The sequence below is a fragment of the Mesorhizobium sp. M0514 genome, from assembly GCF_040321145.1.
Classification (GTDB): domain Bacteria; phylum Pseudomonadota; class Alphaproteobacteria; order Rhizobiales; family Rhizobiaceae; genus Mesorhizobium.
This window is the reverse complement of sequence record NZ_JAMYQZ010000038.1, coordinates 35,829-58,019: the sequence shown is the minus strand read 5'-3', so window position 1 is coordinate 58,019 and position 22,191 is coordinate 35,829. Positions and strand designations below refer to the sequence as shown.

Annotated in this window: 18 protein-coding genes; 9 read left to right on the top strand and 9 right to left on the bottom strand. The window is 62.8% G+C overall.

Annotated elements, in window-relative coordinates; translation table 11 throughout:
* Nucleotides 1-2,355 (top strand): EAL domain-containing protein (locus NKI61_RS17345; RefSeq protein WP_352840146.1); only part of this gene is annotated, 2,355 nt, incomplete at its 5' end.
* Nucleotides 2,356-2,384: 29 nt separating this feature from the next.
* Here the strand turns inward: NKI61_RS17345 and NKI61_RS17340 are convergent.
* From NKI61_RS17340 to NKI61_RS17325, 4 genes are all read right to left on the bottom strand, one after another.
* Nucleotides 2,385-2,915 (bottom strand): CAP domain-containing protein, encoded by a 531-nt coding sequence (locus tag NKI61_RS17340; RefSeq protein ID WP_023671529.1) that lies wholly within the window; start codon nt 2,913-2,915, stop codon nt 2,385-2,387.
* Nucleotides 2,916-3,061: 146 nt separating this feature from the next.
* Complete coding sequence (locus tag NKI61_RS17335; RefSeq protein WP_023671530.1) at nt 3,062-3,694, bottom strand: LysE family translocator; 633 nt, start codon at nt 3,692-3,694, stop codon at nt 3,062-3,064.
* 159 nt (nt 3,695-3,853) lie between these two features.
* Nucleotides 3,854-5,827: a TadE/TadG family type IV pilus assembly protein gene (locus tag NKI61_RS17330; RefSeq protein WP_023724810.1), complete on the bottom strand. Its 1,974-nt coding sequence runs from the start codon at nt 5,825-5,827 to the stop codon at nt 3,854-3,856.
* Nucleotides 5,828-6,023: 196 nt separating this feature from the next.
* A complete protein-coding gene (locus NKI61_RS17325) occupies nt 6,024-7,919 on the bottom strand; it encodes a TadE/TadG family type IV pilus assembly protein (RefSeq protein ID WP_023739211.1) in 1,896 nt (631 codons plus the stop codon).
* A 335-nt stretch (nt 7,920-8,254) separates the two neighbouring features.
* Here NKI61_RS17325 and NKI61_RS17320 point away from each other — a divergent pair, with 335 nt between their 5' ends.
* Together NKI61_RS17320 and NKI61_RS17315 are read left to right on the top strand one after the other, a co-directional pair.
* Nucleotides 8,255-9,115 carry a TIGR01459 family HAD-type hydrolase gene (locus tag NKI61_RS17320; protein ID WP_023747747.1) on the top strand — a complete coding sequence of 287 codons (861 nt, stop codon included), beginning with the start codon at nt 8,255-8,257 and terminating at the stop codon, nt 9,113-9,115.
* Between the two features lie 9 nt (nt 9,116-9,124).
* Entirely contained in the window at nt 9,125-10,108 is a 984-nt protein-coding gene (locus NKI61_RS17315; protein ID WP_352840145.1) for a bifunctional riboflavin kinase/FAD synthetase, read from the top strand.
* A gap of 29 nt (nt 10,109-10,137) precedes the next feature.
* Here NKI61_RS17315 and NKI61_RS17310 read toward each other — a convergent pair whose 3' ends face one another.
* The 4 genes from NKI61_RS17310 to NKI61_RS17295 form a co-directional block, all read right to left on the bottom strand.
* Nucleotides 10,138-10,692, bottom strand: a complete 555-nt coding sequence (locus NKI61_RS17310) for an HdeD family acid-resistance protein (RefSeq protein ID WP_023671535.1) — start codon at nt 10,690-10,692, stop codon at nt 10,138-10,140.
* Between the two features lie 127 nt (nt 10,693-10,819).
* Nucleotides 10,820-11,233, bottom strand: coding sequence for an MAPEG family protein (locus NKI61_RS17305; RefSeq protein ID WP_352840144.1), 414 nt, complete (start codon nt 11,231-11,233; stop codon nt 10,820-10,822).
* Between the two features lie 12 nt (nt 11,234-11,245).
* Nucleotides 11,246-11,728: an SRPBCC family protein gene (locus tag NKI61_RS17300; RefSeq protein ID WP_352840143.1), complete on the bottom strand. Its 483-nt coding sequence runs from the start codon at nt 11,726-11,728 to the stop codon at nt 11,246-11,248.
* Nucleotides 11,725-12,030, bottom strand: a complete 306-nt coding sequence (locus tag NKI61_RS17295) for an ArsR/SmtB family transcription factor (RefSeq protein ID WP_352840141.1) — start codon at nt 12,028-12,030, stop codon at nt 11,725-11,727. Before NKI61_RS17295 ends, NKI61_RS17300 begins: the two co-directional genes overlap by 4 nt.
* A gap of 212 nt (nt 12,031-12,242) precedes the next feature.
* On the opposite strand from NKI61_RS17295, the gene NKI61_RS17290 reads away from it, so the two are divergent.
* The 3 genes from NKI61_RS17290 (at nt 12,243) to NKI61_RS17280 (ending at nt 17,144) form a co-directional block, all read left to right on the top strand.
* Nucleotides 12,243-13,046 carry a MipA/OmpV family protein gene (locus tag NKI61_RS17290; RefSeq protein WP_352840147.1) on the top strand — a complete coding sequence of 268 codons (804 nt, stop codon included), beginning with the start codon at nt 12,243-12,245 and terminating at the stop codon, nt 13,044-13,046.
* A gap of 232 nt (nt 13,047-13,278) precedes the next feature.
* On the top strand, nt 13,279-16,260 hold the full coding sequence (ileS, locus tag NKI61_RS17285; RefSeq protein WP_352840140.1) for an isoleucine--tRNA ligase: 2,982 nt from the start codon (nt 13,279-13,281) through the stop codon (nt 16,258-16,260).
* Nucleotides 16,261-16,460: 200 nt separating this feature from the next.
* Nucleotides 16,461-17,144 (top strand): hypothetical protein, encoded by a 684-nt coding sequence (locus tag NKI61_RS17280; RefSeq protein WP_023682973.1) that lies wholly within the window; start codon nt 16,461-16,463, stop codon nt 17,142-17,144.
* A gap of 28 nt (nt 17,145-17,172) precedes the next feature.
* Here the strand turns inward: NKI61_RS17280 and NKI61_RS17275 are convergent, their stop codons facing one another.
* Nucleotides 17,173-17,625, bottom strand: a complete 453-nt coding sequence (locus tag NKI61_RS17275) for a nucleoside deaminase (protein WP_023694762.1) — start codon at nt 17,623-17,625, stop codon at nt 17,173-17,175.
* A gap of 180 nt (nt 17,626-17,805) precedes the next feature.
* Between NKI61_RS17275 and NKI61_RS17270 the strand changes: the two genes are divergently transcribed.
* From NKI61_RS17270 to NKI61_RS17260, 3 genes are all read left to right on the top strand, one after another.
* The gene (locus tag NKI61_RS17270; RefSeq protein ID WP_352840139.1) at nt 17,806-19,989 is read left to right on the top strand and encodes a pseudouridine synthase; all 2,184 of its coding nucleotides are present in this window, start codon (nt 17,806-17,808) and stop codon (nt 19,987-19,989) included.
* A gap of 47 nt (nt 19,990-20,036) precedes the next feature.
* The gene (rsmD, locus tag NKI61_RS17265; protein ID WP_023671544.1) at nt 20,037-20,591 is read left to right on the top strand and encodes a 16S rRNA (guanine(966)-N(2))-methyltransferase RsmD; all 555 of its coding nucleotides are present in this window, start codon (nt 20,037-20,039) and stop codon (nt 20,589-20,591) included.
* Between the two features lie 96 nt (nt 20,592-20,687).
* Nucleotides 20,688-22,043, top strand: coding sequence for a M16 family metallopeptidase (locus NKI61_RS17260; protein ID WP_352840138.1), 1,356 nt, complete (start codon nt 20,688-20,690; stop codon nt 22,041-22,043).
* Nucleotides 22,044-22,191 lie beyond the last annotated feature (148 nt).

Here is a 22,191-nt window from a genome sequence, read left to right as displayed (position 1 = left end):
ACGGCCGCCGACACCTATCTCGCAACGGCTCGCTCGATCAATTCGGGCAAGGCTTCGCGGCTCTGGACCGCCAAACTTGTCGATGGTCGCACAATCCAGATCCGTAACCAGCCCATGCCCGATGGCAGTTGGATCGCCACGCATGAGGACATCACTGAACTCCTCGCCAATCGGCAGATCGTCGACGAGCGCATTTCGCTGCAGGCGCTGATCGACTGGGTGCCCGATTATCTCTGGGTCAAGGATACGCAAAGCCGTTTCGTCGTGGTCAACAGCGCCCTTGCGACCGATAGCGGCCGCAACAAGACCAGCGACATGATCGGTTTGACCGATTTTGATCTCCACCCCCCGGAATTTGCGCGGAAATTTCGCCTGGTCGAGCAGCGCCTGCTCAAGAGCGGACAACCAATGATCGACGCGGAAGAGTTTGTCGTGGATGCGTCGGGCGCCGGCAAATGGCTTTCGTCGACGAAGGTGCCGCTGCGCAATCGTCAAAATGAAATCTTCGGCCTGGTTGGCATCGCCCACGACATCACCGCCCGCAAGCAGGCGGATGTCCTTCGCAGCGGGCAGGCGCAGATCCTCGAAATGATTGCCACGAGCGCGCCGCTGGAGGACGTGCTCGACCGCCTCATGCGCTTCGTCGAGTCTCAGTTGAAGGGGATATTCGGTTCCGTCCTGCTGCTCGACAAGGACGGCATTCATTTGCGTCACGGTGCGGCGCCGGGCCTGGCGAAAGCCTATACGAGCGCCATCGATGGGGCGGCCATCGGTCCCAAGGTGGGATCCTGCGGAACCGCCATCTACCGGCGGGAACCGGTCATTGTTACCGATATTCTGCAGGATCCGCTTTGGGACGATTACCGCGAACTGGCGGCACCCCATGGCTATCGTTCGTGCTGGTCAACCCCGATCCTGTCGCATCGGGGCGTCGTGTTGGGCGCCTTTGCCATGTATTCGATGACCGTGCGCGAACCCACCCATGCCGAGACCCGCCTGATCGAATTCACCACACACATTGCCGGCATCGCGATCGAGCGCAAATTGGCGGAAGACCAGATCCACTTCATGGCCAACCATGATGCGCTGACCGGGCTGCCCAATCGCGCTTTGCTGGAGGATCGGCTTTCCCAGGCGGTCCTCTACGCGCAGCGATACAATCGCTGGATGACGGTGGTGTTCATCGATCTCGACAATTTCAAACTGGTGAACGATACGTTTGGCCACAATGCCGGTGACGAACTCCTCAAGACCGTCGCCAGCCGTTTGGTTGGATGCGTGAAGGCCACCGACACCGTCGTGCGGCTTGGCGGCGACGAATTTGTCATCGTCCTGTTCGACCAAACCACCAATGTCGATGTGGTCTCGGAAACCCTGCAGACGATCAGGGATGCGATCGCGGAACCGGTTCTTGTCGGAGAGCATCGGCTGAGAACGACGGCCAGCATCGGCATCGCAAATTACCCGAAGGACGGGACCAGCCCGGATACGCTGTTGGCCAATGCCGACGCCGCCATGTATCGCGCCAAGGAATTCGGCCGCGACAATTTCCAGTTCTATGCCCCGGAGTTCAACTCAACGGCACATGAAAAATTCCTGCTTCAGGAGGAATTGCGAAACGCGCTCGCCCGGTCGGAATTCGCTCTGCACTATCAGCCACAGGTGGATCTGCGATCGGGGCAGGTTTTCGCCGTTGAAGCGCTGGTGCGCTGGAACCACCCGACGCGAGGCCTGGTTTCGCCGGCGATGTTCATCCCGACCGCCGAGGAGACCGGGCTGATCGTGCCGCTCGGCGACTGGATCCTGCACGAAGCCTGCCGGCAGAACAAAGCCTGGCAGCGCGCCGGTCTGTCGCCCGTAGCCGTCTGCGTCAACGTGTCGGCGCGGCAGTTCCGGGAGAAGAACCTGATCGACCGCGTCGTCAACGCATTGAAGGAAAGCGGCCTGGAGGCGAGGTATCTCGAGCTCGAAGTGACGGAAAGCCTGATCATGCAGGATTTTGAGCTGGCGGTCGCAACGATGAACGGACTGCAAAAGCTCGGCGTGCAGATATCGATCGACGATTTCGGAACAGGCTATTCCAGTCTCAGCGCCCTCAAGACGTTTCCGGTGGCGCGGCTGAAGATCGACAAGTCCTTCATCAACGATCTCGCGACCGACGAGAACGATCAGGCGGTCACTGGCGCCGTGATTTCCCTGGGGCAGAAATTGAACCTTCGGGTGCTGGCCGAAGGTGTCGAAACGGAAGACCAGGTCGCCTTCCTGCGCAAGAACAATTGTGACGAGGTGCAGGGCAATTATTTCAGCAAACCCCTGTCGGCTGGGGATATCGGCGAGCTGATCGCGAAAGGCTGACGGCTGGCTCGCGCCGTAACCGCTGGCTGCTATTTTCCGAGCACCAAGCTCCAGTAGCGGATGGCGCTGTCGCGTCCGTCGCGTACATAGGCGAGGCCGAAGCGGCTAAAATCCGGATCGAGCATGTTGCGGCGGTGGCCAGCCGAATGCATCCATATGTCGAACAGTTTCTGCTGGTCGAAGCGGCCCTCGGCGATGTTCTCGGCGGCGGCGCCCCGCACGCCATTGTCCTTCATCCGCGACGCGAAATCCTTTCCCCAGCCCGTCGTGTGGCTCATGCGTTCGCGTGAGGCCATATAGCCGGCCTGCTGCCGAGCGGCCTGCTCGAGCTGGGCGTCCGGCACCAGCGCCGGCAGTCCGGCCGAAGCTCGGATGCCGGCCAGCGTCGCGGTGGCGGAGGACGAGACACCGGCGCCTTCGCCGGTCGGCACCGAGACCGTGCTGCAAGCAGCGAGGCCGGCCATGGCTGCAAGGCCGATCAGCAGCAGGCGCCTGTTTGGTTTTGGACTTGCTGCGCCAGAGCGGGTTTGCGCGAGCGGATGATTGGTGGTGCAGATCATTGTCATGCCTGCCTGACTTAGCGGCGATCATGGCTTTTGCCGGGCAGGGCCGCGAAAATCTCAATCGCTGGCCTCCGTGCAGGTTCGGCCGATCAATTGGAATGGGAAGGTCGGCGGCCGATGTAGTCTCGGCGCGCTGCGTCCGATCAGCGTTGCGCGTCGGTCGCCATTTTAAGCGCCAGCGCGGCGAGCACCGTGCCCATCATCCAGCGCTGGATGACCATCCATAGCGGCCGTCCGGCAAGGAAGGTGGCGATCGAACCGGCCGTTACCGCGATGATGGCATTGGCGGTCAGGCTGATCGAGATCTGCGTGGCGCCGAGCACCAGAAGCTGCGACAGCACATGGCCGTTGCCCAGCGAGATGAACTGCGGCAGCAGCGACAGATAAAGCACCGCCACCTTGGGATTGAGGAGATTGGTCATCAGGCCCATCGCGAACAGCTTGCGCGGCCTGTCCTTCGGCAGTTCGCGCACCTGGAATGGTGAGCGCCCGCCGGGCCGCACCGCTTGCCAGGCGAGCCATAGCAGATAGAGCGCGCCGGCAATGCGCAGTGCGTCATAGGCAAACGGCACGGCAAGCAGCAGCGCGGTGATGCCCAGCGCTGCCGATACGACATAGAACAGAAAGCCGGCCGCCACGCCGCCGAGCGAGATCAGCCCGGCCTTCGGGCCTTGCGACAGCGAGCGCGAGATCAGGTAGATCATGTTCGGCCCGGGCGTCAGCACCATGCCCAGGCAGACCAGCGCGAAGGCGAGATGGTTGGCGGTTTCGGGCACTGGCAATCTCCGGGAAGCGGTGACGATACCCACCACGCGTTTTGACCTCACCGCAAGAGCATGATGGCCGGAGCCTTTGCGCCAGCGTCGAAAATTGGCGAAAGCGGCGAAGCCGCCAATTTCCCCCGCAAGGTGGGGGAAGATCAGCAGCTTCAACCCTCAGCTCACCACGCGCAGGTTCGAGAGCTCGTTGGCGATTTCCTTGAAATTGTCGGACAGCGTGGCGCCGGTCGCGTTCCAGAACAGTTTTGCAGGCTTGCTCGGGTCGGCCGGATCCTTGCGGAAGCGCGAGTCCGACGAGCACACCTTCAGTGCCTCCATCGCGCTCTTGTCGCCGGCGTCGGTCGTCGACATATCGAGCGCCACCGTCATCACCATGATGTTGGCCGCCTTGGCGTTGTTGCACAGCGTCGCCATCTGCTCGTTGAGGGCGGCGGTGTAGTTGCTCGACGAATAGTTGAGCTGGCCGATGGCGCTCGACGTGCCGCCGAACAGGCGGGTGACCGCAGTGCCGTTGTAGCCGACGCCGGTATAGCCATAGGCGGCATAGGTCGACTTGTTGCCGGCGGGATCGCTGCTGGGCACCGCGTAGGTGTTCTCGCCGTCGGTGAGCACGATGACCACCTTGTCGTTGCCGCGCTCCGTCTCAGGACGTCCTCCTGTGAAAGGCTCCGTGCTGGAGACGGTGCGCCAGCCCCAGGCCATGCCCTCCGGCACATTGGTGAAGCCGTTCGGCGCCATCAGGTCGATCGCAGCCTTGATCTTGGTCAGCCCGGCGGTGTTGGAGACGTCGGTCAGCGGCGTGATCGGTGTCGTCGTGCAGCTGTAGTTAGGACCGGCACCGGCCGACAGCACCGGAGCATTGATCGGCCGCGGCTGGAAATACTTGGCCATGTTGGACTGCCTGGTCTTGCCGGAGGTGCTCGCCGGATCGTCGTTCCACCAGCTGTTGGCCGCGCCATAGGTCTTGGGGGCCACCTCGTCGGGGTCCTGCGTTATGTACCAATGATTGCCCGGCTCGTCCGGCGCGAACATCGGCACGAACATGGTCGCGGGATCGCCGACGCCGGTGCCGGTGTTGTTCGGTCCGCCGGAGGCCGGCGCGTCGGTGACATTATAGGGGTAGGGACGGACCTCGACGCAGCCCTGCCAGCTGGCGAACGGTCCGTATGTGTCGTTGTAGTCGTATTCGTTGTGGCTGTCCGAGCATGTATGATTGGCACGATATTTGTCGCAGACCACGCGTTTGCTGCCGACGATGCGCTCGTGGCTGGTGACCACCTTCATGTCGCGGTAGAGCGAGAAGCGGGTCAGCATCTGCCCCTCCTGCTCACCCCAGCCAGTGCCTTTCTTGTACCAGATGCCGCCGATCTTCTGGGCATATTTGTCGGCTGCGTTAAGCGTGGACCAGGCGAAATTCTCATTGTGGATGGGCGACAGCCCGTAGGCGTCGATCCACGACGCGTTGTCGTTGCTGGCGCCGACATTGACCGAGGCGGCGAACGGCACAAGGCTGAACTGGACCGGCTTGTCGATCTGCTTGATCATCGCGGCCTGCAAGGCAAGCGTGTCGACGAGCTGCTTGGCGGCTTGCTTGAGAAGGTCGATGCGCTTTTGTCCGGCACCCGTGCCCGTGTTCGACATCGACCCCGAATTGTCGAGCACCATGGCCACTTCCAGCGTGTTCTTCAGCCGGACTTGCGAACACACGGAGTAGGTGACGTTTTCCGACGTCCTGCCGATCAGCATCGCCGCTGCCGGCAGGAAATAGGGCTTGTAGACCAGGCTGGCGCACAGCTTGACGATGCCGCCGCCGGTCGTGCTGCTGGGCAGCGTAACGCTGAGCGTCGTGTCGGCGGGATCGACGTCGTTGAGGTTTGCCTTGAAGAAGTCGAGCGCATAGGCCCGCAACTGGTCGTCGGTGGCGCCTTCCACCAGCCGGCGCGCGGTGGCGAAGTTGGCGGCGTCGAGTGCGTTGACCACCCTCTGCTTCTCGCTGACCACGCCGGTGTAGTCGACAGCCATTGCCACGCCGCCCATCAGTGGCACCATCGCCACAACGGTCATCAGAGCGTAATTGCCGCGGCGGTCACGCCAGAAGTCACGCCGGAATGTGCGCCAGAGTTCACGCATGTGATGTAAGCGGCCCCGCCTGCGGATTCTTCAATGCCGCCACAGTTTCACAAAACGTTGAAGGACGGGTTTGGGAAACTGCTCGATTGCGCGGATAGCGCTTCACCAGGCGCTAACCAAATGCACGGACACGTGAGCAACGCCGCAACAAAACGCCCCGCCGAGGCGGAGCGCCGTGTTCGAAAGATCGCGCCGATCAGCTGACGATGCGCAGGTTCGACAGTTCGTCGGCGATTTCCTTGAAACTTTGCGACAAGGTGGCGCCGGTCGCGTTCCAATACAGCTTCGCCGGTTTGCTCGGGTCGGTCGGATCCTTGCGGAAGCGCGAATCCGAGGAGCATTTCTTGAGCGCGTCTATGGCGGTCTTTTCCGCCGGCTTGGTGGTAACCAGGTCAAGCGAGACCGTCATCAAGAGAATGTTCGAATTCTTCGCATTGGTGCAAAGCGTTTGCATCTGCTGGTCAAGCGCGGTTGTGTAGTTGGCCGCCGTATAAGTTGTCTTGGGGACGGTCGTGTTGACGAAAAGGCGGGTCGCGGTTTCCCCCGTTTTCGGGCCGGTATAACCATAGGCGGCGTAGGTCGATCCGTCCTTAGCATAGCTGCTGGTCATGTCGTTTGTGGGGCCGATGCTGTAGGTGTTGGCGCCGTCGGTCAGCACGATGACGACTTTGTCGTTGCCCCTTTCAGTGTTCGGCCGGCCTTCTGTGAATGGCTCGTTGCTCGACACCGTCCGCCAGCCCCAGGCCAGCCCTTCCGGCACGTTGGTGTTGCCCGTCGGGGCCATGGCATTGATGGCATCCGTCAGGATTTTCTTGCCGTCGGTGGTGGTTATGTCCTGCAACGGCGTGATCGCGGCGGTCGTGCATGCCGAATTGGGCCCATCATCGGCCGCAGTACTCGATGCGTCCCAGGGCTTTGTCAGAAAATACTTTCGCATATCCGCCTGGCGTTTGGTGACAGTCAGCGTGTCGGAATAATCGATCCACCAATTGTTGGCGTAACCCCAGGTCGATGTGCTGGTGCGAGTGGTGTCGGTCCAGAAATTGCCAGCTTCGTCCGGCGCGAACATCGGCACGAACATGGTGGCGGGCGTGCCAGTGGTCGGCGACGTGTCGTCGTCGTTATAGGGATACGGCCTCGCCTCCACGCAGCCCTTCCAGGCTTCGTATTGGGCGGTCACAGAGGTCTTGCAACTGCCGTTCGAGTTCTTTTTCGTACAGGTCGTGGCCTTCATGTCGTTTGCAAAGAGACTGAACCGCGTCGCCGTGGTATTTTGGCCGTATTGCCCGGTGCCCCAGCCACTGCCGCGCTTCCAGTAAGCACTGCCGACCTTTTCAATGTATTTATTCGAGTCATAACCAGACGACGCGTTCTTGTACATGAACTGCCAATCAAAGTTCTCGTGATGGATTGGCGAAATGCCGGTCGTATCCATCCAGGTTGCGTCCTTGTTGGCTGGGCCAACATTGACCGAGGCGGAAAACGGGACCAGCGAGAACTGCACCGGCCTGGTGACCTGCCTCATTTGTGCGGCCTGGAGCGCCATCGTATTGACAAGCTCGGTAGCGGCCTTCTTGAGCAAATCTATTCGCGGCTGGCCGGTGCCGGAGCCGTTGATGCTCATGGAGCCGGAATTGTCGAGCACGAGAGACACTTCCAGCGTGTTCTTGAGGCGGATCTCGGAGCACGCGGAGGTTTTGGCATCGGTGGACGTTCTTCCGATCAGCATGGCCGCCACCGGCAGGAAATAGGGGTGGAACGTCAAACTGGCGCACAGCTTCAGCGTGCCGCCACCTGCGTTGTTGTTGGGCAGCGTCACCGTCAGGGCCGTATTGGCCGAGCTGACCTTTCCGAGATTGGCTTCGAAGAAATCCTTCGCATAGGCCTTGACTGCCGTGTCGGTCGCCCCGGTGACGATCTGCTGTGCCGTGGCAATCCCGGCGGCATCCAGCGCGTTCAGCATGTTCTGCTTCTGGCGCAGGAGATCGGTGTAGTCGATTGCAAGCGCCAGCGCGCCCATCAAGGGCACCATGGTGATCACTGTCATCAAGGCATAGTTGCCGCGTCTGTCGTTCAGAAATCTGCGGATCATGCCTTCAGCACCCCTGCCAGGACCCCAATATCGGTCCGAAGATGCCCACAAAATCGTTAAATTTCAGGTTGCTGAAATACATTCAACATCGGCCCATCTTTTCAAGGCTCGTTAACCACTCGGCCCTGGTGATCAGCGGTGCGACATTGTTTCGATCGACCGAAGCTCGGAGAAGGGTGGTTCCTGCCTGTGCAACCTTCGATCAGCCCGTTGCGCAACAGCCTCGCAAGTGCCGAAAAGCTGGTGACAGGATGAAACGCTTCGGTTAATGCGGGGCCGGTTGCGGCGGACCGTCGCTGCAGCTCTCGCAATGATCGTCACAGCAGGAAAACGGCATGGCGGATTCGCCTGAGATCATCGGCTCGCTCGCGGATTTGTCGGGCGCCTACTCGGCCATCCTGTGCGATGTCTGGGGGGTGATCCACAATGGCGAATGGCATTTTCCGGCGGCTGCCGAAGCGCTCGCCGCCGCGCGTGCGGCGAAGGTCCCGGTCGTCCTGATCACCAATTCGCCGCGCCGCAATGCCGATGTGGTGGCGCAGATGAATGCGATCGGCGTTCCCGCTGCCGCCTACGATCGCGTGGTCACCTCGGGCGATGTGACCCGAGACCTTATCGCCGAAGGCCCGCGAACAGTCTTCCATATCGGCGCCGACCGCGACTTCACCCTCTATGACGGTCTCGACGTCGAGCTCGTCGAGGAGTTCGAGGCTTCCGGCGTGGTCTGCACCGGGCTGTTCGACGACGAGGTGGAAACGCCGGAGGATTACGCCGATCTGCTGCGCCGACTGCGCGCCAGGAACTTGCCTTTCATCTGCGCCAATCCCGACATCGTGGTCGAACGCGGCGAGCGCATGATCTGGTGCGCCGGCGCCTTGGCGCGCGACTATGCCCAGCTTGGCGGCCGCACGCTGATCGCCGGAAAACCCTATGCGCCGGTCTATGACGTGGCGCTGCGGGAGGTTGCCGTGCTTCTCGGCCGCGACGTCGAGCGCTCCGAGGTGCTGGCCATCGGCGACGGCATGATGACCGACGTCAAGGGCGCCGCCGACAACGGCATCGACGTGCTTTACGTGTCGGGCGGCATTCACGCGCGCGACTACGGCGATGCCATGCAGCCGGACCCTGCCAGGCTTGCAGCCTTTCTGCAAATGCACGGCTACCGGCCGGTCGCCGTCATTCCGAGACTGCGGTAGGGTTGCTGCATGAGCGCAGCTTTCGAACACATTTCAGCACCCGCGCCGCTGCCGCCGCATTTGCGCGGCGGCGTGGTGGCGATCGGCAATTTCGACGGCGTCCATCGCGGCCACCAGGCGGTGCTCGATCGCGCGCTTGCCGAAGCCGGGCGGCGCGGCGTGCCGGCGCTAGTGCTGACCTTCGAGCCGCATCCGCGCAAGGTGTTCAGGCCCGATATGCCGCTGTTCGTATTGACGCCGCCGCCGATGAAGGCGCGGCTGCTGTCGCATCTGGGCTTTGCCGCACTCGTCGAACAGCCGTTCACGCGCGCCTTTGCCGGCCTGTCGGCCGAGGCTTTCGTGACCGATGTGCTGGAGACGAACCTCGGCATCACCCATGCCGTCACCGGCTTCGATTTTCACTTCGGCAAGGACCGGCAGGGCGGTCCTGCGTTTCTGATGGCGGCAGGCGAACGCCATGGTTTCGGCGTCACCCTGGTCGACGCCTTTCGCGACGAGGGCGCCGAGGTGGTGTCGTCGAGCCGTATCCGCGAGCTGCTCTGTGAGGGAGAGGTCACCGAGGCCGCAGGCCTGCTCGGCTACCGCTTCACCGTCGAAAGCGAAGTGATCGGCGGCCAGCAGCTAGGCCGCACGCTCGGCTTCCCGACAGCCAACATGAGGCTTTCGCTGGAAACGACTCTGAAGGAAGGGATTTATGCCGTCCGCTTTCGCCGCGCCGACGGCACGCTGCATGATGGTGTCGCCAGCTTCGGGCGTCGCCCGACTGTCGACGACAATGGCGCGCCGCTGCTCGAAACCTTCGTCTTCGACTTTGCCGGCGATCTCTATGGTGAGATCTGCGACGTATCGTTCTTCGGCTTTTTGCGCCCCGAGGTGAAGTTCGATGGGCTCGATGCGCTGGTGGCACAAATGAAGCGCGACGAGGCGGAGGCGCGCGCGCTGCTGGCCGGCGTCAGGCCGCTTTCGGATCTGGACGGCGCCATCGCTTTTTGAGCCTTCCGGCCGCTTACCTCTTCAAGGCCCTACTTCTTCAACGCCAGTCCGAGAGCGATGAAGCTCCAGCCCTGGAAGATCAGGTCGATGGCCAGGAACAGGCCGAGCACCCACAGGCTGTTGACCGGCCAGCCCATGGCGATGGTCAGCCCCGCCAGCACGCTGATCAGGCCCGCCGCGACGACCCAGCCCCAGCCCTTTTCCGGTCGGTGGCTATAGCCGACCCAGGCCCTGAGCGCGCCTGAAGCGACCAGCGCCACCGCCAGCAGCAAGGTCAGCACCGTCGAGGCCAGCAGCGGATTGTCGAAGGCAAAGAAACCGGCAACGGCATAAAGCAGGCCGCTGAGCAGCCAATAGAAGAAGCGGCTCCAGGTCTTCACCCCGAAGGCATGCACGATCTCGATGATGCCGGCCATCAGCATCAGCCATCCCACGACATAGACCGAGGCGACGGTGGCGATGAACAGATTGCCGAAGGCAATGCCGCCGAAGATGAGCAGCAGCACGCCGAGCGCGACGAACCATCCCCATTTGTCTCGTGTCCGGCCGATCGCGTCTTTCAGGGTGTCACCGTGCAACGTCATGGCTGCATCTCCTCGAAATCGCCTGGCACCTTGCCGGGAGGTTAGCCCCGGCTGTAGCGGACGTCCAGCCGATGGCGACGGCTAGCAAACAAACAAAGCGTCGGTGCTTGAGGTTCGCGCGTACGTGTCAATTTATGGCAGCCCACCCAGTCACAAGGATGAGGACAAGCGTGACGATCGCTCCAGAGACGTAGACGATCGTTCTGACACTGCCACCCTTGGCGGCATTGCCGCCGCGTAGGTAAACCCCCAGGTGAAGCAGGCGTATCGCCACATGAACCCAGACAATGGTCGCCAACGTGGCCGACCCAACGCCAACCATCATGGCCAGCACCGCCGGGACGACAAAAGGCGCCAGCGCCTCGACCGAGTTCATATGCACGCGGTCGATCCTGTAGAGGAGATTGGCGTCGTCGGCCGGGATCACCGGACCGGAAAGCGCTCCGGCAAATCCCTTGGACGAACCCGAGTAAACCGCCAGCGCGACTGACAAAAGACAGAGGATCAGTACACCGAGGATGCTTAGCCAATAGGGTTCCATAATTGTGCTCCTTCAGGTCACCTTGCTGGCAAAAAGATCTTGGAATCGCCTGAGATACAGCGGCCAGCCTTGATCGCCGTCGACCCCAAAGCGCACGCCTTCCCAGCCTTCGCCATGACGTTCGAGATTGCGATGCTCGATCTCGACGCGGGTCCGGCTATTCGTCTCCGCCGTAAACCGGACTTCCCACTCGCTGGTCCTGTCCGGATTGGTCTCGATCTGCCATTGAGGGCTGATATCCCAACTCAGAAGCAGTCGGTTCGGCGGCTCGTAGGCCAGCACCCGTGCCCAGCGGCACTCGCTGCCATCCACACCGCGGTCGTAGACGTGACCGCCAACGCGGGGTTCGAAGATCGTCTCCGCGATCGGCACCGCAAGCAGGTTATGCTCTTTGGGTTTGAAACTGCCGAAGTGCTCGGTGAAGACCTTGAAGGCATGTGCGATCGGAGCCTCGACAAGGATGGAGTGCCTCACGGGCGGTTGATGTGTGCTCATTCCTGCTCCTTCAAGGGCTGTTCGACGACCACTTTGTAGGCCGCCAAGGTCTTGCTCCAGAACCGGTCGAGTTCGGCGCGCAGGCTGGCCAAGCCTTCCGATTCGACCCGGTAGATGCGTTGCTTGCCTAGCCGTGTGTTGGCCACGAGGCCGGCGTCCTTGAGCACCTTCAGGTGCTGCGAGACCGCCGGCCGGGTGACAGGAAGCGCACGAGCCAATTCCCCGACCGAACAGGGTTGTTCGACCAGCAGTTCGAAGATCATCCGCCTGGTCGGGTCGCCAAGCGCTGTCCATCTGTTCATGTTAGTCTGCACTAACGCGAATTTAGGCAACCTCGTTATTTCTGTCAACTCGCCACAGGCCCGGCGGCGCCCTGTTCAAATGGGCCACAGCACAAAAAACAGGGTCGCAGTTGCCGCCACTGCTGTAGATTTTAAGTCAAATTTTACTGAACCGGCGCCATGGCTTTGGCTGCCGGGTGTTCTCTCCGTTTTGTTTCGCGTATGGGGTGATGATGCGTATTGTCTGGACGATTCCGCTGTTTCTCGCCTCGGCGCTGCTCACTGTGTCCACCGCCAATGCGGGCGAGGGTGCCTTCGGCTGGATGTCCGGCGACTGGTACCTGACGCTTGGCGCCACCGGCATGGTCGCGCCGAAATTCGAGGGCTCCAAAAGCTATCTGCTCAGCGCATCGCCGATCATCTCGCTGGGCAAGGCCGGCCCGGCCGCGCGCTTTACCTCGCGCAACGACAACATCTCGCTGGCGCTGGTCGACGATGGCGGCGTCCGCGCCGGCCTGACCGGAAAGTTCCTGTTTTCACGCGACAGCAAGGATGAACTCAAGGGCCTCGGCCCGGTGCGCTGGGGCGGTGAGGTCGGCGGCTTCTTCGAATTCTACCCGACGGATTGGTTGCGCGCCCGCGCCGAATTGCGCCACGGCATTCGTGCCCATAATGGCTTTGTCGCCGACATCGCCGCCGATGCCTTCTACGATATCACGCCGACGGTCAGGATTTCGGGAGGCCCGCGCGTGTCCTTTGCCTCATCGAGCTATTTCGACTCCTATTATGGCGTCAACGCCAAGGAGGCTGTGGCCTCGGGCCTGAGCGAATACCATCCTGGCGGCGGCCTGAAATCGACCGGACTCGGCGGCGCCATCACCTGGAAGGTCACCGACCCGATGACCGCCAGCCTGTTCGGCGAATATGCGCGCCTGATAGGCCCGGCCGCCGATTCCAGCCTGGTCAAGGAGCGCGGCGACCGTAACCAGTTCACGGTCGGCGTCTCGACCACCTATCGCTTCGACTTCGCGATGTAAGTGAATCGAACAAGAGACGCTTTATTCCTACGGCTTTCTCCGCTAAAAGCCCGGGAATGACGAGCTTTTCACGCGTTCGCGCGCTGACGATACGAATTACAGGCCCGGTGTTCCGGGCGGCCTGAGCGCCGCCGGAGCCGCCGGGAGTTTTGCGCGCCCCCTCGCGCTTTTCCAATCATGATAGTTCACGCCCGAGCTTTTACGCCCGCCGGGCAATGCATATGGCAGACCAATGACCGACACTGTTGAAACGATCGACTATTCCAAGACGCTTTATCTGCCGCAGACGGATTTCCCGATGCGCGCCGGCTTGCCTGAAAAAGAGCCGCTGCTGGTCAAGCGCTGGCAGGATATGGACCTTTACGCCAAGCTGCGCGAGGCGGCCGCCGGCCGCGAAAAATACGTGCTGCATGACGGCCCGCCCTACGCCAATGGCAACATCCATATCGGCCACGCGCTGAATAAGATCCTCAAGGACGTCATCACCCGTTCGTTCCAGATGCGCGGCTATGACTCCAATTACGTGCCCGGCTGGGACTGCCACGGCCTGCCGATCGAATGGAAGATCGAGGAACAGTACCGCGCCAAGGGCAAGAACAAGGACGAGGTGCCGGTCAACGAGTTCCGCAAGGAATGCCGCGACTTCGCCGCGAACTGGATCACGGTGCAGGGCGGCGAGTTCCAGCGGCTCGGCGTCGTCGGCGATTTCAAGAACCCCTATACGACGATGGCTTTCCACTCGGAGTCGCGCATCGCCGGGGAGTTGTTGAAGTTCGCCATGTCCGGCCAGCTCTATCGCGGCTCCAAGCCGGTGATGTGGAGCGTGGTCGAGCGCACCGCACTGGCCGAGGCCGAGATCGAATACCAGGACTATGAGTCCGACACGATCTGGGTGAAGTTTCCAGTTGTGTCAGGATTTTGGAGCGTTGAGCACTTTGCATCAGACGCTGCACCGTCCATGCGCGTTCCGGAAAGCGTTGCACTTTTGGACAACGCCCACGTCGTCATCTGGACGACAACCCCGTGGACGATCCCCGGCAACCGTGCCGTCAACTATTCGTCACGGATCGGCTACGGCCTTTATGAAGTTACAGCAGCCGAAAATTCGTTCGGTCCACAGCCCGGTGAAAAGCTGATCTTTGCAGATGCGCTTGCCGAAGACTCCTCGGCCAAGGCCAAGGTCACCTTGAATCGGCTTCGCAGCGTTTCGGTCGAAGAGCTTGGAAGCCTTACACTTTCACATCCCTTCAAAGGTCTCGGCGGCGGCTACGAATTCGCCGTGCCGATGCTGGCCGGCGATCATGTCACCGACGACGCCGGCACCGGCTTCGTCCACACCGCGCCCGGCCATGGCCGCGAGGACTTTGATGCCTGGATGGATGCAGCATCGGATTTGCGCGCACGTGGCATCGACCCTGCCATCCCCTTCGCTGTAGACGACGCCGGCTTCTTCACCAGAGACGCGCCAGGCTTCGGCCCGGACCGTGAAGGTGGCGCCGCGCGCGTCATCGACGACAACGGCAAGAAGGGCAATGCCAATCAGGCGGTCATCGACGAACTGATCAAGCGCAACGCGCTGTTCGCGCGCGGCCGGCTGAAGCATTCCTACCCGCATTCCTGGCGGTCGAAGAAGCCGATCATCTTCCGCAACACGCCGCAATGGTTCGTCTATATGGACAAGGACCTCGGCGACGGCACGACGTTGCGCAGCCGTGCGCTGAAGGCGATCGACGACACACGCTTCGTGCCGGCGGCCGGCCAGAACCGTATCCGCGCCATGATCGAGGAACGCCCGGATTGGGTCTTGTCGCGCCAGCGCGCCTGGGGCGTGCCGATCGCCGTCTTTGCCGATGAGGATGGCAACGTGCTGAAGGACGAAGCCGTCAACCAGCGCATCATGGATGCTTTCGAACAGGAAGGCGCCGACGCCTGGTTCGCTGCCGGCGCCAAGGAGCGTTTCCTCGGCAATCATGATGCCTCCAAATGGAAGCAGGTGATGGACATCCTCGACGTCTGGTTCGATTCGGGCTCGACGCATGTCTTCACGCTAGAAGACCGTCCGGACCTGAAATGGCCGGCCGACGTCTATCTCGAAGGCTCCGACCAGCATCGCGGCTGGTTCCACTCCTCGCTGCTCGAAAGCTGCGGCACCAGGGGCAGGGCGCCCTACGACACCGTCGTCACCCATGGCTTCACCATGGATGAAGAGGGGCGAAAGATGTCGAAATCGCTCGGCAACACCGTCGTGCCGCAGGACGTCATCAAGCAGTCCGGCGCCGACATTCTGCGTTTGTGGGTGGTGACGACGGACTATTGGGAAGACCAGCGTCTCGGCAAGAACGTGCTGCAGACCAACATCGATGCCTATCGCAAGCTCAGGAACACCATCCGCTGGATGCTGGGCACGCTCGCCCATGACGATGGCGAGGAAGTGCCGCTCGAAAAGATGCCGGAGCTGGAGCGGCTGATGCTGCATCGGCTGGCCGAGCTCGATGAGGTCGTGCGCTCGGGCTACGACGCGTTCGAGTTCAAACGCATCACCCGCACTTTGCTGGACTTTATGGTGGTCGAGCTGTCGGCCTTCTATTTCGACATCAGGAAGGACGCGCTCTATTGCGAGGGGCCCGGCAGCGTGAAGCGCAAGGCCTCGGTGCAAGTGGTGCGCCACCTCTTCGACTGCCTGGTGAAATGGCTGGCGCCGATGCTGCCCTTCACCACGGAAGAAGCCTGGCTCGACCGTCATCCGGATGCTGTCTCGCTGCATCTCGACCAGTTCCCCGAGATTCCGGCCGAGTGGAAGAACGAGGCACTGGCGGAAAAATGGCGCAAGGTGCGGCAGGTCCGCCGAGTCGTCACCGGCGCGCTCGAGATCGCACGCGCTCAGAAGGTCATCGGTGCCTCGCTGGAAGCCGTGCCGGTCGTGACCCTCGACGATGCCGCGCTTGAAGCCGCGATCGCCGATGTCGACATGGCCGAAATGGCGATCACCAGCGGTCTCGTCATCGCCCACGGTAAGGCGCCGGAAGGCGCCTTTGCGCTCGACGATGTCAAAGGTGTCGCGGTGGTGGTCGAAAAGGCCGAGGACCGCGGCTTGGTCAAATGCGCGCGTTCGTGGCGCTATACCGCCGATGTCGGGCAGGACGTGGAATTCCCCGACGTGTCTGCCCGCGATGCCGGCGTGCTGCATGAACTCAAGGCTCTGGGACGTTTGTGAGTGCTCAAAGCCGGTGCACAAATGCCACGGCGGGCGGGTGAAAAGCGCCCGCGCGTTGCCCTTAACGAGTGGTTGAGATAAACACGCGAAACTCCGGAAGACAAATTGTCGCCGGAATTCCGTCGCAAGAGCGTGGACGATGGGGACCGGGCCTTCGGCCGGTGACGATCGAGAGGCTGTCTAGAGTGGGACTTTTTGGCATGATCGACAGAACTTCCGTGCGCGTTGCGCTGCTGGCGCCGCTTGTCGCGTCCGGCCTCGCTCTGTCCGGCTGCATGGGTTCGCCGACCTACGGCACCGACAAGACGGCTGGCGAGCAGCTTGCGGGCGACCTTTCCGGCGCCTTCGCGATCACGCCCAAGCACAAGGAACAGATCGACTACAGGCCGCGTCCGGAGCTGGTAAAGCCGGCGCCGGGGCAGAAGGAAGTGCTGCCGCCGCCTCAGGAAAGCATCGAGACGGCGAGCACCGATTGGCCCGAATCGCCCGAGCAGCGCCGCGCCCGCCTGCGTGCCGACGCCACTGCCCACCAGGACGACCCGTCCTATCAGTCGGGGATCGTCGACGACGTGCAGACCGATCCGGCTTCCGTGAAGAAGGCGCTGGCGGATTCGGGCTCAAGCCACCCGCCGGCCTGGTCGCCGAAGGATTCAGACAAGGGCCGCGCCGCCGAGATCCAGCGCCGCACCGCAGAGCAAAAGCAGGGCGATCCCAACACTCGCAGATATCTGAGCGAGCCGCCTCTGGCCTATCGGGCTGCCTCCGACACGGCGCCGCAGGGCGAACTCGGCGAGGATGAATACAAGAAGGAACGCCGCCTCAAGAAGGAAGCGGCCGCCAAGGGCAAGAGCGGCGGGCTCTTCGACTGGCTGCCCTCCTGGTAGGAACCGTCGCCTTCGGTAGCTGAAGGCTCTACGTTTCGCGTCTTTCCCGAAAGAATTCCCTGAGCAGCAGCGCCGCGTCGGCCTCGGCCATGCCCGGATAGATGTCGGGCGTATGGTGGCAGGTCGGCGAAGCGAAGAAGCGCACGCCGTTGACCACCGCGCCGCCCTTCTCGTCGGCCGCGCCGAAATAGAGCCGGCGCAGCCTGGCGAAGGAAATGGCGCCTGCGCACATGGCGCAGGGTTCCAGCGTCACATAGAGGTCGTGGCCGGTCAGCCGCTCGCTGGAGAGCGTTTGGCAGGCCGCGCGGATGGCCAGCATTTCGGCATGCGCCGTCGGATCGGCAAGTTCGCGGGTGCGGTTGCCGGCGGATGCGACCACCGTGTCGCCGCTGGCGATGACGGCGCCAACCGGAACTTCTCCGCGCAAGGCGGCGGCTTGCGCCTCTTTCAGCGCCAGCGCCATGAAATCCGGCCGCTTCACGCGGTTTCCATTCCGATTATCTCCTCGCCACTTGGCGGTGATCCTGTTATGGAGCGCGTCAACCCGAATATCGGAACAGATTTTCGGAAATGATCATGCGCCAAATCAAAGTGCTATAGCGTCCTTTGCGCGTCCGAAAGGATGCGCCACGCTGTAGCAGCGCAACAAGGCAAAGGCCACATGGACGACAACGACAAGAAATCTCCGCGCCACAAAGGCCCGGGCAAAAGCGGCCCTGGAGCCGCGGGGCCGCGCCGCGATGGCGCCGCCGGCAAAAGCGGCAAACCCTCCTTCGGGGCCAAGAAACCCTATTCACCGCGAGGCGCCCGGCCCGCAGCGGCTGAGGGCGAGCGGCCCAAGCGCGATTTCAAAAGTGGCGACCGGCCATTCAGCAAAGGTCCGCGTTCCGAAGGCAAGCCCTTCGAAAAGCGCGAGGGACCGCGCAAGCCATATGCACCACGCGGTGACCGGCCGATGGCAGCCGAAGGCGAGCGCAAGCCGTATGAAAAGCGCGAAGGGCCGCGCAAACCCTATGCGCCGCGTGGGGATCGCCCTATGGCGGCCGAGGGTGAACGCAAGCCGTATGAAAAGCGCGAGGGGCCGCGCAAGCCTTATGCACCGCGCCGCGATCGGCCGGTTGCGGCCGATGGCGAGCGGCCAAAGCGCGATTTCAAGGGCGGCGATCGGCCGTTCAGCAAGGGGCCGCGTCCCGAAGGCAAGCCTTTCGAAAAGCGTGAAGGGCCGCGCAAGCCCTACGCACCGCGTGGCGATCGGCCTGCTTCCGCCGAGGGCGAAAAGCGTTTTGACCGGCCAAAGCGCGATTTTGGCGATCGCCCGCAGCGCGACGCCGGAGATCGTCCCAAGCGTGACTTCAGCGATCGCCCCAAGCGCGATTTCGGTGGTGACCGGCCGCAAGCATCTGGCGGCCCCTTCAAGCCGCGCCCGCGTCCGGCCGAGGCTGAAGAAGCCGGCGAGCGTATCGCCAAGCGGCTGGCCCGCGCCGGCCTGGCGTCGCGCCGCGACGCCGAAGACCTGATCGCGGCGGGCCGTGTCAAGGTCAACAACCGGGCTTTGACCTCGCCGGCCTTCAACGTCATGCCGGGCGACATCATCCATCTCGACGGCATGGAGATCCCGCCGATCGAGCGCACCCGCCTGTTCCTGTTTCACAAGCCGGCCGGCGTCGTTACCACCAACCGCGACCCCGAGGGCCGCAAGACCGTGTTCGACGTGCTGCCGGCCGAATTGCCGCGGCTGATGACCATCGGCCGCCTCGACATCAGCACCGAAGGCCTGCTGCTGCTCACTAATGATGGCGGTCTGTCGCGCGTGCTCGAACTGCCTGCCACTGGCTGGCTGCGCCGTTACCGCGTGCGCGTTCATGGCAAGGTCGAGGAAAGCATGCTCGCAGGCCTGCGTGAAGGCATTGCCGTCGACGGCGTCTTCTACGGCGCCATCGAAGCGACGCTCGACCGTGAGCAAGGCACCAACGCCTGGCTGACGATCGGCCTGCGCGAAGGCAAGAACCGCGAAGTGAAGAACATCCTTGGATCGCTCGGCCTCGACGTGACGCGGCTGATCCGTATCTCCTACGGACCGTTCCAGCTCGACGATCTCGCCGAAGGCCATGTGCTGGAGATCAAGGGCCGCGTCTTGCGCGACCAGCTCGGCGAGCGACTGGTCGAGGAATCCGGCGCCAATTTCGACGCCGAGATCATCAAGCCGTTTTCCAACCAGCCGGTGCGGCGAGAGCGTGACGCGGAGCCGGAACGGCCGAAAGTCACCCGCGAGGGTGACCATCGGCCGATCGGCGAGGGCGGTCTGATCAAGAACCGCAAGCGCCGCGAAGGCAGCCGCGACGAAGCGCTCGGCAAGCTGTCGACCAGTCCCGAAAGGGGCGCGAGGCCGGAAAAGAGCTTTGGCGAACGCGGCCCGAGACCCGAGCGCAGCGAGTTTTCGGACAAGCCGCGCAACGAGTTTCGCGAAAAGCCGCGCGGCGATTTTGGCGACAAGCCCCGTGGAGGCTTCGGCGACAAGCCGCGCGGCGCCTTTGGTGACAAACCGCGCGGCGGCAAGAAGCCCGAGCGCGAGCAGCGGCCGATCGATCCGCCGAGCCAGCGCAAGGCTAATGTCTGGATGGCGCCGGGCGCGCGTCCGATCGGCAAGGGCAGGGCGGAAGCCGATGCCGCCAAGGCGGCCGAGGCCAAGGCGCGCAAGGCGTCGTTCAAGCCGTCCTATGGCAAGCCGTCCTATGGCAAGCCGGGCGGAGCCAAGCCGTTCGGCAAGCCGGGTGGCGAGCGTCCGGATGGCGGTCGGGGCGGCGAGCGGCCACGCAACGGTCCCAAGGGCCCGAGGACCAGATGATGCCGGGACTTCAATGAGATCCGGCCTTAAATGAGACCCGGGCATAAATGAGAATCGTCGGCGGCCAATTTCGCGGGCGTCCGCTGGCAACGCCGCGCGACCATGCCATCCGCCCGACGACCGACCGCGCCCGCGAGGCCGTCTTCAACGTGTTGGCGCACCGCTTTGCCGACAAGCTCGACGGCGCGCGTGTGCTCGACCTTTTCGCCGGCACCGGCGCTCTCGGCCTCGAAGCGCTGTCGCGCGGCGCTTCCTATGGCGTCTTTATCGAAGAATCGGCCGAAGGACGCGGCCTGATCCGCACCAATGTCGAAGCTTTTGGCCTTACCGGCCGCACCAAGATCTTCCGCCGCGACGCGACCGCCCTGGGTGAGGCCGGTACGCTTGCGGCATTCGGCCTGGTCTTCGCCGATCCGCCCTATGGCAAGGGCCTTGGCGAGCGCGCCCTGCGCTCGGCCAGAGATGGCGGCTGGTTGCTGCCCGGCGCGCTCTGCGTGGTCGAGGAAGCCGCCTCGGCGCCCTTCGAGATTGGGCCGGAATTCTCGGTGGTTGATGAACGAAACTACGGCGAGACGGTGGTCCGGTTCATCGAGCTTGCGTAAGGGTGGAGCGACCGGCGCCTTCAAAATGACGCACAATTCACTTTGCCTCCGCGGCTAACCTTGCCTATCGTCGCGCGATAACAACCGGAGCCATCAATGACATTTCATACTGAATGGCTGCGGAGAGCCTTGCTCGCCACCGCGCTGACCATGGCCGGCCCGGCCCTGGCCGCGGATGATGGCAAGGTGGCCAACTTCCTGCTCGAAAATGGCATGGAGGTGGTGGTCATTCCCGATCATCGCGCCCCCATCGTAACCCATATGGTGTGGTACAAGATCGGCAGCGCCGACGAGCCGCCAGGCAAGTCCGGCATAGCGCACTTCTTCGAACACCTGATGTTCAAGGCCACGACCAACCACGCCGCGGGCGAGTTCGACCGCGCCATATCGGCCATCGGCGGCTCCAACAACGCCTTCACCTCCTATGACTACACTGCCTTCCACGAGACGGTGGCGCCCTCGGCACTCGGTGAGATGATGAGCTTCGAGGCCGATCGCATGCGCAACCTCATCTTGACCGACGAGGTCATCAAGACCGAGCGCGACGTGATCCTGGAAGAGCGCCGCTCGCGCATCGACAGCAATCCGCAGGCGGTGCTCGACGAAGAGGTCGACGCGACGCTCTGGCAGAACCAGCCCTACCGCATTCCGGTGATCGGCTGGATGCAGGAGATGGAGCAGTTGAACCGCACCGATGCGGTTGCTTTCTATGACAAATACTACCGGCCCAACAATGCGGTGCTGATCGTGGCCGGCGATGTCGAGCCGGAGGTCGTGAAGGCGCTGGCCGAAAAAACCTATGGCAAGGTCGCGCGCGGTCCCGACCTGCCCCCGCGCATCCGCCCGGTCGAGCCGGAGCAGAACACCAAGCGCACGGTGACGCTCACCGATGAGCGCGTTTCGGTGCCGAGCTTTTCGACGCAATGGGTGGTTCCGTCCTACCACACGGCAAAACCCGGCGAGGCCGAGGCGCTCGACCTGCTGGGAGAGATCCTTGGCGGCGGCAGCCGCAGCAGGCTCTACCAGCAACTCGTGGTCAAGCAAGGCATCGCATCGGCGACCGGCGCCTTCTTCCAGGGTACGATGCTCGACGCCACCAATTTCACCGTCTATGGCGCGCCGCGCGGCGACGCCAAGCTGAGCGACGTCGAGGCGGCCGTCGACGCCGAGATCGCCCGCATCGTCAAGGACGGCGTCACCGCCGATGAGCTGGAGAAGGCCAAGGCCCGCTATATCAGGGCCATGATCTTCGCCCGCGACAAGCAGGACGAGATGGCCAATCTCTACGGCGCCGAGCTCGCCACCGGCGGCAACGTCAGGGATATCCAGGAATGGCCGGACCGCATTCGCAAGGTCACCGCCGATGAGATCAAGGCGGTCGCCGCACGCTATCTGCTGCTCGATCGTACGACGACCGGCTATCTCTTGCCGCAGCAACAGGCGGGGAATTGATGATGACGAGATTGAGCGTTAGCGCTGCCCCTCACCTGCCTACCGGCATCCTCTCCCCCTATAGTGACAGGGAGAGGGGCGCTGTCATCGTCGATTTCGCCAACCATCAGCGTCGTAAGAAGAGCGCCAGCGTCGCGGCGAGACCCTT